The organism is Polaribacter sp. IC073 (genome assembly GCF_007997075.1).
In the GTDB taxonomy this organism is placed as follows: domain Bacteria; phylum Bacteroidota; class Bacteroidia; order Flavobacteriales; family Flavobacteriaceae; genus Polaribacter.
Map to the genome: position 1 here is coordinate 1 of NZ_VORS01000011.1, position 23,607 is coordinate 23,607.

Genomic DNA, 23,607 nt, shown 5'->3' on the forward strand with positions numbered 1-23,607 from the left:
GTTGACCATAAATACAGACGGTAGTTACACATTTGCACCAATATTAAATTTCAACGGAACCGTACCACAAGTAACGTATACGGTTAGTGACGGAACAAATACGGCAAATTCGACCTTAGACATTACCATAAATCCTATTAATGATGCACCAGTAGCGGTAAATGACAATTATACAACAAATGAAGATACGTCAGTAACTTTAACACCTTTAACAGGAGATAGTGATGTTGATGGAGATACTTTAACAATCACAAGTATCAACGGAACCGCATTAACACCAGGAACATTACAAACAATTACCGTTTCTAACGGCGTTGTAACAGTAACTTCAGGTGGGGCAATTAGTTTTGTACCGACCGCGAATTACAATGGAAGTTCAACATTTGCTTATGTAATAAGTGATGGAAATGGCGAGACAGCAACAGCGAATCAAATTATAACGATTACCGCTGTAAATGATACACCATTTGCAAACCCTGATAGTACTAGTTTTGATGAGGATACAACCTTAAACGTTGCTGCAGGATCAGGTTTGTTATCAAATGATACAGATTTAGAAGGTGAAACCTTAACCGTTACTCAGTTTGTATTTGGCGGTGTAAGTTATATTGTAGATCCAACAACGGGTGGTACAGCTACAATTCCTGGAGCAGGTTCTGGAACAATTTTTAGTGATGGTAGCTATACATTTACACCAGAAGCAAATGTTAATGGAGCTTTACCACAAGTAACATACACAATTTCAGACGGAACAAATACAGCAAATAGTACCTTAAATGTAACTATTTTACCTATAAATGATAATCCAGTAGCAGAAAACGATGTTGCAGGTACAGATCCAGGGATTGCAATAGATATTCCTGTATTAAATAACGATTCAGATTTAGATGAAGATACAATTACTGTAAGTAGTATTACTGTAAATCCTCCTAATGGAACAGCTACAATTAATACAAATGGTACTATAAGATATACACCAAATCCAGGTCTTAACAACGGAACAGATACTTTTACTTATGAAATATCTGATGGAAAAGGAGGAACAGATACCGCAACAGTAACGGTAACAGTTCCTATTTCACCTTTCCCTCCAGTAGGTAATCCAGATACTAAATCTGGAAATGAAGATGTAACTCTTACTGTAAATGCTGTAAATGGAGTACTAGCTAATGATACTGATGGAAACTTAGATGATCTTTCAGTTGTTGATTTTTATGTAAATGGCTTTGTTGGAGCAAAAGATCCAGGAACAGCTTTCATGATTCCTAATGTAGGTTCTATAAAAGTAAATACAAATGGTAGTTATCAGTTTATTCCTGCTGCTAATTTTAATGGACCAGTGCCAGAAATTACATATACAGTTACAGATAGTACAGGTTTAACAACAGATGATACCAGTACTTTAAATATTTTTATAAACCCAATAAATGATGCGCCAGTTGTTAATGCTGATTCAAACTCAACTGATGAAGATACAACATTAACAGTTTTAGCTGGAGATGGAGTTTTAGCAAATGATACAGATATAGATGGAGATGCTAAAACAGTAAAAACGTTTACTGTTAGTGGAACGCAATACAATGCAGGAACTACAGCGAATATAACAGCAGGAGCTATACAGATAAATTCTGATGGTAGCTATGTGTTTACACCAGCACTAAACTTTAACGGAATAGTACCACAGGTTACGTATACAATGACTGATGGAACTGTAGATTTAACAAGTACATTAAATTTATCAGTAAATCCTATAAATGATGCACCAGTTGCAAATCCAGATGTTAAATCAACAAATGAAGATGTAACCTTAACAGTTACAGCAGCAAACGGAGTTCTTAGTAACGATACAGATTTAGATGCAGCTACTACATTAACAGTAACTACATTCATTATAGACCAAGTTGGAGGAACAAGAACTGCAGGAAGTACCGTAACAATTCCAAACAAGGGAACCCTTAAATTAAATGCCAACGGTAGTTATGTATTTACACCATTAGCTAATTTTAATGGAGCAGTACCACAGGTAACATATACTGTTTCAGACGGAGCATTAACAGATACAAGTACTTTAGATATTACAGTGGTTCCAGTAAATGACCCACCAGTTGCAGTTGCAGATTCAGGAGTAACAAATGAAGATACTGTATTAAATGTTTTAGAAGTAAATGGCTTGTTAGCTAATGATTCAGATATTGATGGAAACCCACTATCTATTACAAAAATTAATGTTGGTGGAATTTCATATAATGCAGGAGAATCAGCAGCTATAACAGGAGGTACATTAGTTGTAAATTCTGATGGTAGTTATACATTTACACCAACACCAAACTTTAATGGTGTTGTACCACAAGTAACGTATACAGTTTCAGACGGTAAAACAACTGTTACAAGTACGTTAGATATAACGGTAAATTCAGTGAATGATGCACCAGTTGCAGTAGATAATTTAGGAAACACAACAAATGAAGATACACCGGTTACAATAACCAAGGTAGGAGCAAATGATACAGATGATGGTACAATTGACGCAACAACTGTAAGATTAATTGATCCTAACAATGCATCAAACATTGGTAATTCATCAACACCATTAGTAATTGCAGGGGTAGGTACTTATACTGTAAATGCTGCAGGAACAGTTGTGTTTACACCCGTTTTAGATTTTAATGGAAATGCAGATATAAAGTATACTATCAAAGATAATGATGGAGTATTTTCAGAAAATCAAGCAACTATTGGCATTACTGTTAACGCAGTAAATGATGCACCAGTTGCAGTTGCAGATGCAAATGAAGTAGATGAAGATACAGTATTAAACGTAACAGATGCAAACGGACTTTTAAGTAACGATTCAGATGTAGATGGAAACTCATTAACTGTAACACAAATTACAGTTGGAGGTGACACCTATAATGTAGGAGTAACAGTAAACTTAACAGAAGGAACTTTAGTAGTAAATTCTGATGGTAGTTATACTTTTTCACCTGCAGGAAATTTTAACGGAAATGTACCTCAAATTACATACACGGTTTTTGACGGAACAACATCTGTAACTAGCACATTAGATTTAAAAGTAAATCCTATAAACGATGCTCCTGTTGCAAATCCAGATTCTAAATCAACAAATGAAGACACTGTTTTAAATATAACAGCAGTAAATGGCGTTTTAAATAACGATACAGATTTAGATGCTAGTACAACATTAACAGTAACTTCTTTTATTGTTGATCAAATAGCAGGTATAAATACAGCGGGAAGTACAGTAATAATTGACGGAAAAGGAACTCTTAAATTAAATGCTAATGGAAGTTATGTATTTACACCGGTAGCTAATTTTAATGGAGTAGTACCACAAGTAACATATACTGTTTCAGACGGCGCATTAACAGACACAAGTACTTTAGATATTACAGTCGTTCCTGTAAATGATCCACCAGTTGCAGTTGCAGATACAGGTGCAACAGATGAAGACAGTGTATTAAATGTTTTGGTAGCAGACGGATTGTTAGTTAATGATTCAGATGAGGATGGAAATCCTTTAACGATAACAAAAATTCTTGTTAATGGAGCTACTTATAATGCAGGCGTAACAGCTAATTTAACAGCAGGAACTTTAGTTGTAAATTCTGACGGTAGTTATACATTTACACCAACTACAAACTTTAATGGACCAATACCAGAAATAACATATACTGTTTCAGACGGAACAGCAACAGTTACCAGTACATTAGATATCACGGTTAATGCTGTAAACGATAGACCAATTGCAGTTTTAGACAAGAAGACAATTAATGAAGACACAGTATTAAACATTTCTGCGGCAAATGGCGTTTTAAAAAATGATTCAGATATTGATGGTGATGCCTTAACAGTAACTGCAATTACAGTTGGCGGGGTTCCAAAAACTGTAGGAGCAAATATTGTTTTAACAGAAGGTACTTTAAAACTGAATTCAGATGGTAGTTATACATTTACACCCGCAGCTAACTTTAATGGTGCAGTACCACAAGTTACCTATACCGTATCCGATGGTAATTTAACAGCTCAATCTACTTTAGATATTACGGTTACACCAACGAATGACGCACCAACAGTTGTTGCAGATACAAATACGGCTACAGAAGATACCGTATTAAATGTATTAGCAGCAGAGGGTGTTTTAAAGAATGATTCAGATATTGATGGAAACGCTTTAACCGTTACCATTTTCACAATAAGTGGAACAAACTATAACGCAGGAGAAACAGCTACGACTGCAGCAGGAACAATCAAAATTAATGCTGATGGGAGTTATACATATACACCAGCAAGTAACTTTAATGGTTCAGTTCCTCAAATAACGTACACCACTTCAGACGGTACAAACAGTTCTAATACAACATTAGACATTTCTGTAACTCCAGTAAATGATGCACCAACTTTAGTAGCAGACACCGGAGTAACAAATGAAGATACCGTATTAAATGTATTGGTTGCAGACGGCGTTTTAAAGAACGATTCAGATACTGAAAACAGTGCTTTAACAGTTACTAAATTTACAGTTAGCGGTACTAATTATACTGCAGGAACTACCGCAACTATTACTGCAGGGAAATTAAAATTAAATGCAGATGGTAGTTATGTTTTTACACCAGCAGCTAATTTTAACGGATCAGTACCTCAAGTAACGTACACAGTTACCGATGGTACAGACATATCTGCATCAACACTAGACATAACTATTAACCCTATTAATGATGCACCAGTTGCAAACCCAGATTCAAACGCAACTAATGAAGATACTGTATTAAATGTATTAGCAGTAAATGGATTAATCAAAAATGATACTGATACTGAAAACAATGCTTTATCTGTAACCAAATTTAAAATTGGTACAGTTACGTATTTAGCAGCAGAAACAGCATCTATTGCAGAAGGAACAATTAAAATTAATGCGGATGGTAGTTATACTTTTACACCAGCATTAAATTATCACGGAGCAGTGCCTGTTGTCAATTATACAATTACAGATGGTAATTTAACAGCGCAAAGTACCTTAACACTATCTGTTAATACGATTAATGATGCACCAGTAGCGGTAGATGATACAAATTCATTAAATGAAGATACCGTACTTATTGTTTCAGAAATAAATGGAGTATTGGAGAATGATTCTGACGTAGATGGAGATGCTATAAATGTATCTGGTTTTGCTATTGCAGGAAGTTCTTATTTAGCAGGAGAAACTGCCACATTTACAGCAGGAACTTTACAAATAAATTCTAACGGAGGTTACGTATTTACGCCAACTGAAAACTTTAACGGAGCAGTACCTCAAGCAACATACACAATTACAGATGGTATCTTAACAACAACAGCTAAATTAGACATTACCGTTAATCCTATTAATGATTCACCAGTAGCAGTAGCAGACATAGGTTCAATTGATGAAGATTTACCTTTAAATGTTGTTGCAGCAAATGGATTATTAAGTAATGATTCTGATCCTGAGAACAACACATTATCTGTAACTCAATTTACTATTAACGGTGTCGTTCATACAGCAGGAACTACAGCAACATTAACCGAAGGAACGCTTAAAGTATACTCAGATGGTAGTTATGATTTTACACCTGTAGCAAATTTTAATGGAGCAGTACCACTAGTAAATTATACGATTACAGACGGAACAAACACAGCTATTAGCAACTTAAAAATTACAGTTAATCCAGTAAATGATGCACCAACATTGGTGGCAGATACAAACGCAACAGATGAAGATATTACTTTAACAGTTTCGGGAGCAAATGGCGTTTTAAAGAACGATTCTGATTTAGAAAATGATGCATTAACAATCACTAAATTTACTATTGGAACTACAGATTATTCTGTAAATACAACAGCAAGTATCACTCAAGGAACTTTAAAAATAAATACAGATGGTGGTTATGTATTTACACCAGCACTTAATTTTAATGGTATATATCCTCAAGTTACATATACAGCTACAGATGGTACAGATATAGCAACAAGTACTTTAGATCTTACAGTGAATCCAATTAACGATACCCCAACTTTAGTTGCAGATACAAATACAGTTGCAGAAGACGCAGCTTTAAATGTAAATACTGCAAACGGAGTATTAAGTAATGATTCAGATATAGAAGGAAACACTATCACAGTTTCTAAGTTTACTGTTGGTGGAACTTCAGTAACCGTAAACGCAACAACAGGCGGAACAAGAGTAATACCAAACGTTGGAACAATTAAAATGAACGCAGATGGAAGCTATGACTTTACGCCTGTAGCTAATTTCAACGGTACAGTACCAACAATTACATACACGGCAACAGACGGAGTAAATACAGCAAACAGTACATTAAAAATTACGGTAACAGCTGTAAATGACAATCCGGTTGCAAAAGATGATACTTCCGCAACAGACCCAACTGTTTCAGTAAATATTCCGGTATTAACTAATGATACGGATTTAGATGGTGATACTTTAAGTATTATTGCGATTACGGTTGCACCAACAAAAGGTACCGCTGTAATTTTTGATAATGGTACTCCAGGAGATACATCAGATGACGTTGTTACCTATACGCCTCAAGCAGGTTTCAATAACGGAACAGATACATTTACGTATGAAATATCTGACGGAAACGGAGGAAAGGATACAGCAGTTGTTACAATTGCAGTGCCACAATCAGCGTTCTCCCCAGTAGCAAATCCAGATACAAACACTACGGATGAAGAAGTAACTTTAATTGTTGCAGATGGCGCAGCGAAAAGTTTAATAAACAATGACACCGATGCAAATTTAGATGCTGTAACTGTGACTACTTTTGTAGTAGAAGGAACAACATACAATGCAGGTGTAGAAGCTACTTTTGCAGACGGATCTAAATTAACAGTTAATACAGGTGGTGGTTATACATTTATACCAGTAGTAGATTTTACAGGTACAGTGCCTCAAGTAAATTATACAATTACAGACGGATCTGGAACACCAAATGCAAGTAGTACTTTAACGATTACTGTAAATCCTATAAATGATGCACCAGTTGCTAATCCAGATGCAGAAACAACATTAGAAGATACTACACTTTCTGTAAATGTTGCAAACGGTTTATTAAATAATGATTCAGATATTGATGGTGATGCATTATCAGTAAAAGAATTTGAATTAGCAACAGTAACTTACACAGCAGGAACCACAGTTAATTTAACAGAAGGTTCATTAACTATTAATTCTGATGGTAGTTACACGTTTGTACCAGCGACAGATTTTAACGGAAACATTCCGCAAGTAACCTATACAATAACAGATGGTACTGTAGACACAGTAACAAGTACTTTAGATATTGAAGTAATCTCTGTAAATGACGCACCAGTTGTAGTAAACGATATAGGAAATACGACATTAGAAGATACAGCAATAACTGTAAATGCAATTGGAGGAAATGATACAGATGATGGGAATGTAGTTGCTTCAACAATTGTATTGATAGATCCTTCAAACCCTGCAAATATAGGTAATTCAACAACGCCATTAGAAATTACAGGAGTTGGAGTTTACGCAGTAGATGCAGCAGGTAATGTAACATTTACCCCAGAAGATAATTTTAATGGAATAGCAAATATCAAGTATACAATTAAAGATAATGATGGTGTGGTTTCTGCTAACCAAGGTACAATAGGTATTACGGTAACGGCAGTAAATGATGCTCCTGTAGTAATTTCAGAAATTAATGATACAGATGAAGATACTACATTAACGGTAACAGCTGCAAACGGATTATTAAATAATGATTCTGATGAAGACGGAGATCAATTGTCAATTTCAACGATTGAAATTGATGGGACTTCTTATGCCGCAGGAAACACAATCACGATTGCAGAAGGATCATTAAAGTTGAATTCTGATGGAAGTTATATTTTTATACCAGCAGCGAATTTTAATGGTGCTGTAAGACAAATAACTTACAATGTTACAGATGATACAACAACAGTTTCTGGAACTTTAGATATTACAGTTAATTCAATTAACGATGCACCAGTAGCGGTTAATGATTTAGGTAATAACACACTAGAAGACACACCTATTACAGTAAATACAATTGGAGGAAATGATACAGATGATGGCAATGTAGTTGCATCAACAATTGTATTAATAGACCCTTCTAACGCTGCAAATACAGGAGACTCAACAACTCCATTAGAAATTACAGGAGTTGGTATATATGCAGTAGATGCAGGGGGTAATGTAACATTTACACCAGCATCAGATTATAATGGACCAGCAAGTATTAAATATACAATTGAAGATAATGATGGTTTGGTTTCTGCCAACCAAGGAACTATTGGAATTACAGTAACAGCAGTAAATGATGCACCAATAGCAGTTGCAGATACTAATGCATTATTAGAAGACATTCCTTTAACGGTAAGTGCAGCAGACGGTTTGTTAGATAATGATTCAGATACAGAGAACAACGCTTTAACAGTAACACAATTTAAAGTAGGCGGAGCAACGTATCCATCAGGAAATACAGTAAACTTAACAGAAGGAACGTTACAAATTAATTCAGATGGTAGTTACACATTTACACCAGCTGCAAACTATAACGGAGCAGTACCACAGGTAATCTACACAGTAAGTGATGGAGCAAAAACAGCAAATGCTACATTAGATTTAAATGTAACTGCAGTTAATGATGTACCAGTAGCAGTTGCAGATACCAATACAACAATTGAGGATACTCCATTAACAGTATTAGCAGCAGATGGTATTTTAAAGAATGATTCAGATATAGAAAATGATGCTCTAACAGTAATAGCTTTAATAGTAAATGGAAATCCTGCAACAGTTGGAGCTCCAATTGCTTTAACAGAAGGAACGCTACAAATAGCATCTGATGGTAGTTATGTATTTACACCAGCAGCAAACTTTAACGGAAATGTAGCTCAAGTTACATATACAGTATCAGATGGGAATCTAACAGCTCAAAGTACGTTAGATATTACAGTAACCCCAGTAAATGATGCACCATTAGCAGTAGCTGATACGAATACATTGTTAGAAGACACTCCATTAACTGTAAACGCAGCAAATGGTTTATTAGATAATGATACAGATACAGAGAATGATCCTTTAACGGTAACACAATTTACCGTAGATGGAACAGCATATCCATCAGGAAATATTGTAACCTTATTAGAAGGAGATTTACAAATTAATTCAGATGGTAGTTACACATTCACACCTGCTGCAGATTATAACGGAGTAGTACCACAGATAGGATATACAATAAGTGATGGAACTAAAACTGCGAATTCAACATTAGACTTAAGTGTAACTGCAGTAGATGATGCACCAGTTGCGGTAGCCGATACGAATATTACAAGTGAAGATACTCCGTTAATAGTTGCAGAGGTAGATGGTATTTTAAATAATGATTCAGATACAGAGAATGATCCCTTAACAGTAACAGCTTTAATGGTAAATGGAAATCCAGCAACAGTTGGAACCCCAATTGCTTTAACAGAAGGAATCTTACAAATTGAATCTAATGGTAGTTATACATTTACGCCGGCAGCAAACTTTAATGGAGATATACCACAAGTTACCTATACTATATCAGACGGGAACTTAACAGCTCAAAATACGTTAGATATTACGGTAACACCAGTAAATGATGCACCAGTAGCGGTATCAGATAGCAATACATTATTAGAAGATACCCCAATAACTGTAAACGCAGCAAATGGTTTATTAGATAATGATACAGATACAGAGAATAACGCCCTAACAGTAACACAGTTTACAGTAGGTGGAACTACATATACATCAGGAAATACTGTAACCTTACCAGAAGGAAAGTTACTTATTAATTCAGATGGTAGTTATACGTTCACACCAACTGCAAATTACAATGGTCCGGTGCCACAAGTGGCGTATACAATAAGTGATGGAACAAACACAGCAAATGCTACATTAGATTTAAGTGTAACCGCAGTAAATGATGCACCGGTTGCAGTAGCAGATACTAATACTACAAGTGAGGATTCACCATTAAACGTGTCAGCAGTAGATGGTGTTTTAAAGAATGACTCAGATATTGAAAATGATGCTTTAGCAGTAACCGCATTAATGGTAAATGGAAATCCAGCAACAGTTGGAGACCCAATAGTATTAACAGAGGGAACGTTGCAATTAGAGTCTGATGGTAGTTATGTATTTACACCAGCAGCTGATTTTAATGGAGTGGTGCCGCAAGTTACTTATACAGTAAGTGATGGAACATTAATAGCTCAAAGTACGTTAGATATTACAGTAACTCCAGTAAATGATGCACCAGTAGCATCAGTGGACACGAATACATTATCTGAAGACATTCCATTAACTGTAAATGCAGTAAATGGCTTGTTAGCAAATGATACAGATACAGAAAATAACGCTTTAACGGTAACACAGTTTACAGTAGGAGGAACAACGTATCCATCTGGAAACACAGTAAATCTAACAGAAGGTACCTTACAGATTAATTCAGATGGTAGTTATACATTTACACCAACCGCAGACTATAACGGTCCCGTACCGCAAGTAGCGTATACAGTAAGTGATGGTACAAATACAGCAAATTCAACATTAGACTTAAGTGTAACCGCTGTTAATGATGCACCAGTAGCAGTAGCAGACACGAATACAACAAGTGAGGATACAAAATTAACTGTATCAGTAGCAAATGGTATTTTAAATAATGATTCAGATAAAGAGAATGATATTTTAACAGTAACAGCATTAATGGTCAATGGAAGTACAGCTACAGTTGGATCTCCAATAATATTCACAGAAGGAACGTTGCAAATAGAATCTAACGGTAGTTATGTATTTACACCAGCAGCTAACTTTAACGGAGCTATTCCTCAAATTACATATACGGTAAGTGACGGAGCAGCAACAGCAACAAGTACGTTAGATATTACAGTAACACCAATAAATGATGCACCAGTTGCAGTAGCAGATACCAATACATTACTAGAGGATTCTCCTTTAATTGTAAGTGCAGCAAATGGCTTATTGAAGAATGACACAGATACAGAGAATGATCCATTAACGGTAACGCAATTTACAGTAGGAGGAACATCATATCCTTCGGGAAGTACGGTAACTTTACCAGAAGGAACCTTACAGATTAATTCAGATGGTAGCTATACATTCACACCAACAGCAAATTACAATGGAGCAGTTCCACAGATAGCATACACAGTAAGTGATGGCACAAACACAGCAAACGCTACATTAGAACTAAGTGTAACCGCAGTAAATGATGCACCAGTTGCAGTAGCAGATACCAATACGACAAGTGAGGACACGCCATTAAACGTATCCGCAGCAAATGGTATTTTAAAGAATGATTCAGATACAGAGAATGATGTTTTAACAGTAATAGCATTAATGGTAAATGGAAGTCCAGCAACAGTTGGAGATCCAATTACATTAACAGAAGGAACATTACAAATAGCATCTAATGGTAGTTATGTATTTACACCAGCAGTAAACTTTAACGGAGTTGTACCACAAGTTACGTATACAGTAAGCGACGGAGCAGCAACAGTAACAAGTACGTTAGATATTACTGTAACTCCGGTTAATGATGCACCAGTTGCAGTAGCCGATACAAACACATTATTAGAAGACACGCCGTTAACTGTAAGTGCAGCAGATGGCTTATTGAAAAATGATACAGATACAGAAAATAATGCTTTATCGGTAACACAATTTACAGTGGGTGGAACAACGTATCCGTCAGGAAGCACAGTCACCTTACCAGAAGGAACGTTAAAAATTAATTCAGACGGTAGTTATACATTCGCACCAACGGCAAATTACAATGGAGCAGTATCTCAAGTAGCATATACAATAAGCGATGGGACCAATACAGCAAATACAACATTAGACTTAACTGTTACTCCCGTAAATGATGCACCAGTTGCAAATGATGATGTTTCATCAACAGATCCAGGAGTTTCAGTAATCATTAATGTTTTACCAAATGATTCTAATGTAGATGGAGATAATTTAACAATTACCAATATAACAATTCAACCAGCAAATGGAGCAGTTGTAATAAATGGTGATGGTACAGTAACCTATACTCCAAACCCAGGATTTAATACAGGATCAGATACATTCGAGTATGAAGTTTGTGATGGAAATGGTGGCTGTGATACAGCGTCGGTTTCTGTAACAGTGCCAAAATCATTTTTACCACCAGTGGCTAATCCTGATGTGAAATCAACCTTAGAAGATGTAACATTAACAGTTTCTGCAACAAACGGATTGTTAGTAAACGATACAGATTCTAATCCAGGAGAAACATTAACAGTTGTTAGTTTCGAAATTGATGGAACGACTTACAATGTTGGTGTTACGGCAAGCCTAACTGAAGGAATGTTGACAATTAATTCAGATGGTAGTTATAACTTTATTCCTGCACCAAATTTTAATGGTTCAGTACCAGTTGTAGATTACACGATTTCTGATGGAACACCTACAGCAAATGCTAGTAGTACCTTAAAAATAACAGTAGATAGTGTAAATGATGTACCCGTTGCAAATCCAGATACAAATTCAATAGCAGAGGATACTCAATTAAATGTTTCTTCAGCAAATGGATTAATTAAAAATGATGAGGATGTAGAAGGAACTCCATTAACCATAACTCAGTTTACAATTAATGGAACAAACTATACTGCAGGAACCACAGTTGCTTTAACAGCAGGAAGTTTAATAATTAAGGCAGATGGTAGTTATATTTTCAATCCTGCAAAAGATTATGAAGGAACAGTTCCGCAAGTAACATATACAATTTCTGATGGATCAGCAACAGCAACAAGTACATTAGATATTACGGTAACCGGAGTAAATGATGCGCCAATAGCTGTAAATGATTCAGGAAATACAACATTAGAAGATACAGCAGTTACAGTAGCAACAATTGCTTCGAATGATACAGATGATGGTTCAGTTGATGTGGGAACAATTACATTGATCGATCCAAACAACCCAGCAAATACAGGTAACTCAACAACACCATTGGTTATACCAAGTGTTGGAACGTACACTGTAGATGCATTAGGAAATGTAATATTTACACCAGAGGCAAACTTTAATGGTGCTGCAGATGTAGAGTATACTGTAAAAGATAATGATGGTGTAGCTTCAAATATTGCTACAGTAGGTATTTCAGTAACACCAGTAAATGATGCTCCAGTAGCTATTGCAGATGCAAACTCAACACAAGAAGATACTCCTTTAACAGTTTTAGCAGCAAATGGATTAATTAAAAATGATTCAGATGTAGAAGGAAGTCCATTAACAGTAACTCAATTTACAATTAACGGGACGAATTATGCAGTAGGAACCTCAGTTGCTTTAACAGCAGGAAGTTTAATAATAAAAGCAGATGGTAGTTATACCTTTAATCCTGCACAAGATTATGTAGGAGCGGTCCCTCAAGTGACGTACATAGTTTCTGATGGATCAGCAACAGCAACAAGCACACTAGATATTACAGTAATCGGAGTAAATGATGCGCCGATGGCTATCAATGATTCAGGAAATACAACACCTGAAGATACAGCAGTTACAGTAACAACAATTACGGCTAATGATACAGATGATGGTTCGGTGGATGTGGCAACAATTACGTTGATCGATCCAAATAATCCAACAAATACAGGTAATTCAACAACACCGTTAGTAATACCAAATGTTGGAACGTATACTGTAGATGCATCAGGAAATATAGTATTTACACCAGAGGCAAACTTTAATGGTGCTGCAGATGTAAATTACACAGTAAAAGACAATGAAGGGGTAACATCTAATGTAGCAACAGTAGGTATTTCAGTAACACCAGTAAATGACGCTCCAGTAGCAATAGCAGATGTAAATTCAACACAAGAAGATACTCCTTTAACAGTTTCAGCAGCAAATGGATTAATTAAAAATGATTCAGATGTAGAAGGAAGTCCATTAACAGTAACTCAGTTTACAATTAATGGAACAAATTATGCTGCAGGAACCACAGTTGCTTTAACGGCAGGAAGTTTAATAATAAAAGCAGATGGTAGTTATCTCTTTAATCCTGCACAAGATTATGAAGGAACAGTTCCTCAAATAACCTATGCAATTTCTGATGGATCAGCAATAGCAACAAGCACACTAGATATTACAGTAATCGGAGTAAATGATGCGCCGATAGCGATCAATGATTCAGGAAATACAACACTTGAAGATACGGTAGTTACAGTAGCAACAATTACTACAAATGATACAGATGATGGTTCGGTGGATGCAGCAACAATTACGCTGATCGACCCGAATGATGCAGCAAATACAGGGAACTCAACAACACCATTGGTAATACCAAGCGTTGGAACGTACACGCTAGACGCATCAGGAAATGTAGTATTTACACCAGAAGCAAACTTTAATGGTGCTGCAGATGTAGAGTATACTGTTAAAGATAATGATGGCGTAACTTCAAATGTAGCTACAGTAGGTATTTCAGTAATACCAGTAAATGATGCTCCAGTAGCAATAGCAGATGTAAATTCAACACAAGAAGACACGAAGTTGACAGTTTCAGTTGCTAACGGAATCTTAAAGAATGATTCAGATGTAGAAGGAAGCCCATTAACAGTAACTCAGTTTACAATTAATGGAACAAACTACGCTGCAGGTACCACTGTTGTTTTAACAGAAGGAAGTTTAATAATAAAAGCAGATGGTAGTTATATATTTAATCCTGCACAAGATTATTTAGGAACAGTTTCTCAAGTAACCTATACAGTGTCAGATGGAACAAACTTGGCGACAAGTACATTAGATATTACGGTTACCGGAGTAAATGATGCGCCATTAGCTGTAAGTGATTCAGGAAATACAACACTTGAAGATACAGTAGTTACGGTAGCAACAATTACTGCGAATGATACAGATGATGGTTCGGTAGATGCAGCAACAATTACGTTGATCGATCCAAACAATGTAGCAAACACAGGTAACTTAACAACACCATTGGTGATACCAAATGTTGGAACGTACACTGTAGACGCATCAGGAAATGTAGTATTTACACCAGAAGCGAATTTTAACGGATCTGCAAACGTAAATTACACAGTAAAAGACAATGAGGGTGTAACATCTAATGTAGCAACAGTTGGTATTTCAGTATCACCAGTAAATGATGCACCAATAGCCGTAGCAGATATAAATGCTACACAAGAAGATACACCTTTAACAGTTTCGGCAGCAAACGGAATCTTAAAGAATGATTCAGATGTAGAAGGTACTTTATTAACAGTCTTAGAGTTTACTGTAAACGGAACAGATTATCCTGCAGGAACAACAGCTGTTCTAACAGAAGGATCTTTAATAATTAGAGCAAACGGTAGTTATACGTATACTCCTGCACAAGATTATACGGGTGTAGTACCTCAAGTTATTTATACAGTTTCAGACGGAAAAGACAATTCAACAGCAACCCTAGATATTACAGTTATAGGTGAAAATGATGCTCCAGTTGCAGTAAATGATACAGCAACAACGGTTCAAAATACACCAACAACTGTAGCAACTATTACGGCTAATGATACAGATGCAGACGGTACAGTAGATGCAGCAACAATTCTATTGATAGATCCTAAGAATCCTGCAAATACAGGGAATTCAACAACGCCGTTAGTAATTGCAAACGTTGGAATATATACTGTAGATACTTCAGGAAATGTAACCTTTGCGCCGACTCCAGAATTTACAGGAGTTACAAATGTAACATATACTGTAAAAGATGATATAGGAACAATTTCTAACCAAGGAACAGTTTCTGTAACCGTACAACCAGATAATGATGGCGATGGAGTTATAGATTCTGTAGATTTAGATGACGATAATGATGGTGTGCCAGATAGTGCAGAAAATGGAGGAATAGATCCTTTAGCTGATTCAGATAATGATGGAATTCTAGACTATAAGGATTTAGATAACATTACTACCGACGTAAATAATGACGGAATTGACGATAAATTTGATTTAGATCGTGATGGAATTATAGATCAATTTGATTTAGATACAGATGGAGACGGAATTTCAGATGTTACAGAAGCTGGCGGAGCAGACGCAAACGGAGATGGAATTATAGATGGTTTCACAGATGCAAACAATGATGGTTTAGATGATGCAACAGCAACAACTCCTTTACCAACCTTAGATACCGATGGCGATGGTGTTGCAAATCATTTAGATATAGATTCTGATAATGACGGAATTATAGATAATATTGAAGCTCAGGACCCAACGAATTATATAATTTCAACAGGAACAGATACCGATAAAGATGGTATAGATGATGCGTATGATGCAGATTGTACACCTTGTGGTTCTGTAACAGGAGTTCCACTTAATAATCCATTGAATTCAGATTCAGATGCGATTCCTAATTACTTAGATTTAGATTCTGATAACGACGGAATTATAGATAATATCGAATGGCAAACAACTTCTGGTTATTTAGCACCAGGAGCAGATTCAGATGGAAATGGTTTAGCAGATAATTACGAAACAAGTCCAGGTTCTGGAACTCCAAAATCTTTACCTCTTAATACAGACGGTATAGATCCACCAGATTATTTAGATTTAGATTCAGATGGAGATGGCGTTTTAGATACAGTTGAAGCTTATGATACAGATGGAGATAATGTAGCAGAAATAGTTGCTTCAGGGAATGATAGTGATAATGATGGTTTAGATGATGCATTCGATTTTAATCCAAATGGGCCAGCAGATCCTAACGCAGCATCTAATAATAACCAAGATGTAACAATGTTCCCTAACGATCAAGATCCAGGTACAGCAGAGGTAGATTTTAGAGATAAAGTTACTTTTGGGGTATTAATAGATACAGATGGTGATGGTATTACAGATAATATAGACATAGATGATGATAATGACGGAATTATAGATGTTGTGGAATCTTTAGGATTTATTCCTTCAGCAACGGCAAATGACCCAACATGTATACTACCAAAGGTTAGTTTTAAAAATCCAATTTATGTTGCTGGTACAGGAACTTCAGGTTCAGGATCAATAGGGGCAAAATATCGTTTCGAGAATGTAATTGATGTAACTGGTTTTGGAGCCGGAGGTGTTTTAGATGCGATTGTAGAAATTACAGATATTCAAGGAGGAGCAACTTTAATTACTATTGATAACTCAACAACGGGCACCCCAGATGCTTGGCAACCAGAATATACGGTGCCAACGCCAACGGGTAATAAAGCAGAAATGGCCTTTAAAGTTATTTTGGTAAATGACAATACAAATACACTATATAATATTAGTAGATTTAGTGGTGTTATTTATGATATAGATGGTGCAAACGCAAGAGAATCTGTAATACTTGCTAGACCAGGTTTATATGCAGTAGATAATGAAACACTATTAACAGTTTCAGACAATCCTGCTAATGGTTTAGTAACCTTCCAAGGTTCAGATGATACGTATGCAGGAGTAGATTTATCACCAAAATTGGCAACATTCTTTGGTTATTATAATACATCTTCTTTCAATATTCGTTTCTCTGCAGAATTATTATCAGCAACTTCAAATACCAATTTAGGTTCTGTTTTATTCTCGGGATGTGCAATTAACGGATTGTTTGAAGGTAATAATACCTCAAATGCTCCTTCACAAACAAACGGAGCATCTCAGAATTCAGGTCCTGGAACATTTCCAGTATTTACAGTTCATGATGGTGTTGATAGTGATGGAGATGGTAGGTCAGATGACAAAGACATCGATTCAGATAATGATGGTATTCCAGATAATGTAGAAGCACAAACAACTGCAGGTTATATCAAACCAATTGGTGCAACTGCAGATGTGGATAATGATGGATTAATAGATGCTTATGACAATAATGCTGTAATTAGTGGTTTATTACCTGTAGATACAGATGGCGATTTCTTACCAGATTATTTAGATTCAGATTCAGATAATGATGGATTAAATGACACCAAAGAAGCAGGTTTTGCACCAGCAACATCTAACAACGATTTAGATGCAGATGGTTTATTAGATGCTTTCGATGATGTGCAAACCTTAGGAACGCTATTTGACGTAAACGACGATCAAGATAATGGAGCAATAGATTTACCAGATTTAGACAATACTGCTACGCCAGAAGTAGATTATAGAGAAATTAAAGATAATGATGGAGATGGAGTTGCAGATAGGTTCGATTTAGATGATGATAATGACGGTATTTTAGATACTGTAGAACAAAAAGGAAATCCTTTAAGAGACACAGATAATGACGGTACACCAGATCATTTAGATTTAGATTCAGACGGAGATGGCGTAAGTGATGTCATAGAATCAGGTTCAGGAGCAGTAGATTTAAATAATGATGGTGTAATTGATGGCTCAGAAACAGGTTCTGGTGCAAATGGTTTATTCGATGGTGTAGAAACAATACCAGAAAGTGGAATAACAAAATCTAAGCCTCAGGACACTGATATGGATGGAATACCTAATTTCCAAGATACAGACGATGATGGTGATGGAATTCCTACCAAGAATGAAGATGTTGTAACTATCGACGGAGATCCAACAAATGATGATTCAGATAATGACGGTATACCTAATTATTTAGATGACGATGATGATAATGATGGAATTCTAACTGCAGATGAAGACAATAATAATAACGGAGACTTTAATGATGATGATGACAATAATGATGGTATTCCAGATTATTTAGATAATACAGATACAGATAATGACGGACTTCCAGATAGTGTAGATTTAGATGATGATAATGATGGGAATCCAGATACAACAGATCCGAATCCATTAGTACCATCAGTTGGTGCAGATGTATTAACAGTTGTTGAAGGTGGCAATGCTGTAGTAAATGTATTATCAAATGATGATTATTTACCAGGCGCAAACACGACCATTACAGATGTTGGTACAGGAACTGCGCAAGGAATTGTAAGCTTCGATCCATTAACCGGAGAGATGACGTATACTCCAGCCGCAGGTGAAGAAGGAACAACAGTAACAGTAGATTATACCGTTTGTAATACCGGAGTAAATCCACCAGTTTGTAAAATAGCAGCGGTAACCATTACGGTTCAGAATGACAATGATAAAGATGGTTTACCAGATGTAACAGATGTAGATGATGACAATGATGGGAATCCAGATACAACAGATCCTAATCCATTCACACCAACAGTTGCAAATGATGTATTAACAGTAGTTGAAGGATTAAATGCTGTAGTAAATGTATTATCAAATGATGACTATTTACCAGGAGCAAATACTACAATTACAGATGTTGGTACAGGAACTGCCCAAGGAGTTGTAAGTTTCGATCCATTAACTGGAGAGATGACGTATACGCCAGCCGCAGCAGAGGAAGGAACTACTGTAACGGTAGATTACACGGTTTGTAATACAGGTGTGAATCCATCAGTATGTAAAACAGCAACAGTAACCATTACGGTTCAGAAAGACAATGATAAAGATGGTCTTCCAGATGTAACAGATCCAGATGATGATAATGATGGAAATGCAGATACAACAGACCCTAATCCGTTCACACCAACAGTTGCAAATGATGTATTAACAGTAGTTGAAGGATTAAATGCTGTAGTAAATGTATTATCAAATGATGATTATTTACCAAGGGCAAACACTACAATCGCAGATATTGGTACAGGAACTGCACAAGGAGTTGTAAGCTTCAATCCATTAACAGGAGAGATGACGTATACGCCTGCAGTAGGAGAAGAGGGACTTATAGTAACGGTAGATTACATGGTTTGTAACATAGAGGTGAATCCATCTGTTTGTAAAACAGCAACGGTAACCATTACAGTTCAGAAAGACAATGACAAAGATGGTATACCAGATGTAACAGATGTAGATGATGATAATGATGGGAATCCAGATACAACAGATCCAAATCCATTTGTAGTAGTAATTGCAGATGATGTATTAACAGTTGTAGAAAGTGGAAATGCTGTAGTAAATGTATTATCAAATGATGATTATTTACCAGGAGCAAACACGACCATTACAGATGCAGGTACAGGAACTGCGCAAGGAGTTGTAAGTTTCGATCCATTAACTGGAGAGATGACGTATACCCCAGCAGCAGGAGAAGAAGGAACAACAGTAACGGTAGATTACACGGTTTGTAATACAGGTGTGAATCCATCAGTTTGTGAAACGGCAACAGTAGCCATTACGGTTCAGAAAGACAATGATAAAGATGGTCTTCCAGATGTAACAGACTTAGATGATGATAATGATGGGAATCCAGATACAACAGATCCTAATCCATTCACACCAACAGTTTCAGACGATGTATTAACGGTAGTTGAGGGATTAAATGCTGTAGTAAATGTATTATCAAATGATGATTATTTACCAGGAGCAAATACTACAATTACAGATGTTGGTACAGGAACTGCACAGGGAGTTGTAAGCTTCGACTCATTAACCGGAGAGATGACATATACGCCAGCAGCAGGAGAAGAAGGAACGACAGTAACCATAGATTACAACGTTTGTAATATAGGGGTAAATCCACCAGTTTGTAAAATGGCAACGGTAACAATCACGGTTCAGAAAGACAATGATAAAGATGGTCTTCCAGATGTATCAGATGCAGATGATGACAATGATGGTAATCCAGATACAACGGATCTTAATCCATTCACGCCAACAGTTGCAGACGATCTATTAATAGTAGTTGAAGGGTTAAATGCTGTAGTAAATGTATTATCAAATGATGATTATTTACCAGGAGTAAATACTACGATTACAGATGCAGGTGCAGGAACTGCACAAGGAGTTGTAAGTTTTAATTCATTAACCGGAGAGATGACATACACGCCTGCAGCAGGAGAAGAAGGAACTACAGTAACCGTAGATTACACGGTTTGTAATACTGCAGTGAATCCATCTGTTTGTAAAACAGCAACGGTAACTATTACAGTTCAGAAAGACAATGATAATGATGGTCTTCCAGATGTAACAGATTTAGATGATGATAATGATGGGAATCCAGATACAACAGATCCAAATCCATTCACACCAACAGTTGCAGACGATGTATTGATAGCAGTTGAGGGCGGAAGTGCTATAGTAAATGTATTATCAAATGATGATTATTTACCAGGAACAAATACAACCATTACAGATGCAGGTACAGGAACTGCACAAGGAGTTGTAAGCTTCGATCCATTAACCGGAGAGATGACGTATACTCCGGCAGCAGGAGAGGAAGGAACTACTGTAACGGTAGATTACACAGTTTGTAATACTGAGGTAAATCCATCTGTTTGTGAAATAGCAACGGTAACCATTACAGTTCAGAAAGACAATGATAAAGATGGTTTACCAGATGTAACAGATGTAGATGATGACAATGATGGGAATCCAGATACAACGGATCCTAATCCATTCACACCAACAGTTGCAAATGATATATTAACAGTAGTTGAAGGATTGAATGCTGTAGTAAATGTATTATCAAATGATGATTATTTACCAGGAGTAAATACTACGATCACAGACGCAGGAACAGGAACTGCACAAGGAGTTGTAAGCTTTAATCCATTAACAGGTGAGATGACGTATGCCCCTGCAGCGGGGGAGGAAGGAACTACTGTAACGGTAGATTACACGGTTTGTAATACTGCAGTGAATCCATCAGTTTGTAAAATAGCAACGGTAACCATTACGGTTCAGAAAGACAATGACAAAGATGGTTTACCAGATGTAACGGATGCAGATGATGATAATGATGGGAATCTAGATATAACAGATCCTAATCCGTTAGTAGTAGTCGTTTCAAATGATGTATTAATAGTCACTAAAGGTGGAAGTGCTGTAGTAAATGTATTATCAAATGATGATTATTTACCAGGAGTAAACACTACCATTATAGATGCAGGTACAGGAACTGCGCAAGGAGTTATAAGTTTCGATCCATTAACCGGGGAGATGACATATACCCCAGCAGCAGGAGAGGAAGGAACTATAGTAACGGTAGATTACACGGTTTGTAATACAGCGGTGAATCCATCAGTATGTAAAACAGCAACGGTAGTTATTACTGTAAATGGAGATAGTGACGGAGACGGTATTTCAGATAATCTAGATTTAGATGATGATAATGATGGTATTCCAGATACAGTAGAACAAAATGGAGATCCTTTAAGAGATACAGATAATGATGGTATTCCAGATCACTTAGACTTAGATTCTGATGGAGATGGCGTAAATGATGTTTTTGAGTCAGGAAATGGCGCTTTAGATGCAGATAATGATGGTGTAATCGATGGTTCGGGAACAGGTTCTGGTTCAAATGGTTTATTTGATGGAGTAGAAGTTACACCAGGAAGTGGCTTTATAAACTATACACCAATAGATACAGACAATGATGGTACACCAGATTTCCAAGATACCGATGACGACGGAGATGGAGTGCCTACTATAGGTGAAGATGTTGTAAATGTAAATGGAGATCCTAGAGATGATGATACAGATAATGATGGCATTCCAAACTATTTAGATACCGATGATGACGGTGATGGAGTAGATACCAAAGATGAAGATGTAGATGAAAATGGAGATCCTAGAGATGACGATACAGACAATGATGGTGTACCAAATTATTTAGATATCGATGATGACGGAGATGGTATAAACACCATAGATGAAGACACTAATAATGACGGAGATATTAATAATGACGATGATGATAATGACGGTATTCCAGATTATTTAGATGCAGATGATACAGATGGCGATGGTGTTCCCGATAGTGTAGATTTAGATGATGATAATGATGGTATTCCAGATTTAATAGAAAATGGAGGAGACAATTCATTAGATACAGACGGCGATGGAACTCCAGATCATTTAGATCTAGATTCAGATGGCGATGGTATCACAGATTTAGAAGAATCTGGTTCTAATGCAGATGATGCAGATGAAGACGGTGTTGTAGATGGGTCTCAAACAGGTTCTGGAAGCAATGGTTTATTTGATGGATTAGAAACATTTGATGATAGTGGTGTTATAAACTACGGTATTAGAGATACAGATAATGATGGTAAAAGAGATTTCCAAGATACCGATGATGATGGAGACGGAATCGCAACAGCAGACGAATGGATGTTAGATTGCGATGATGATCAAATTCCAGATCATTTAGATGTAACTAATTGTGATTTAATTCCAGACGGGTTCTCTCCAAATGGAGATGGTACGAATGATACATTTGTTATACCAGCACTCTCTAAATATCCAAACTTTAAGTTAGAGATATTTAACAGATGGGGTAATCAAGTTTATGATTATAGTAATAAAGGTAAAACAAGTCCAGATTGGTGGGATGGTTATTCAACAGGAAGATTAACGTTGAATAAAAGCAAACCAGTGCCTGTTGGAACTTACTATTATATTATTTACTTTAATGATGGAACAAGAAAACCAATTACAGGTTGGATATATTTAAACAGATAAAAACA

General features: G+C 36.4%; 1 protein-coding gene. It reads left to right on the forward strand.

The features are described from left to right. The coding region (locus ES045_RS14735) for a tandem-95 repeat protein (RefSeq protein ID WP_147117047.1) at positions 1-23,602 on the forward strand (23,602 nt) is incomplete at its 5' end. Positions 23,603-23,607: the final 5 nt, after the last annotated feature.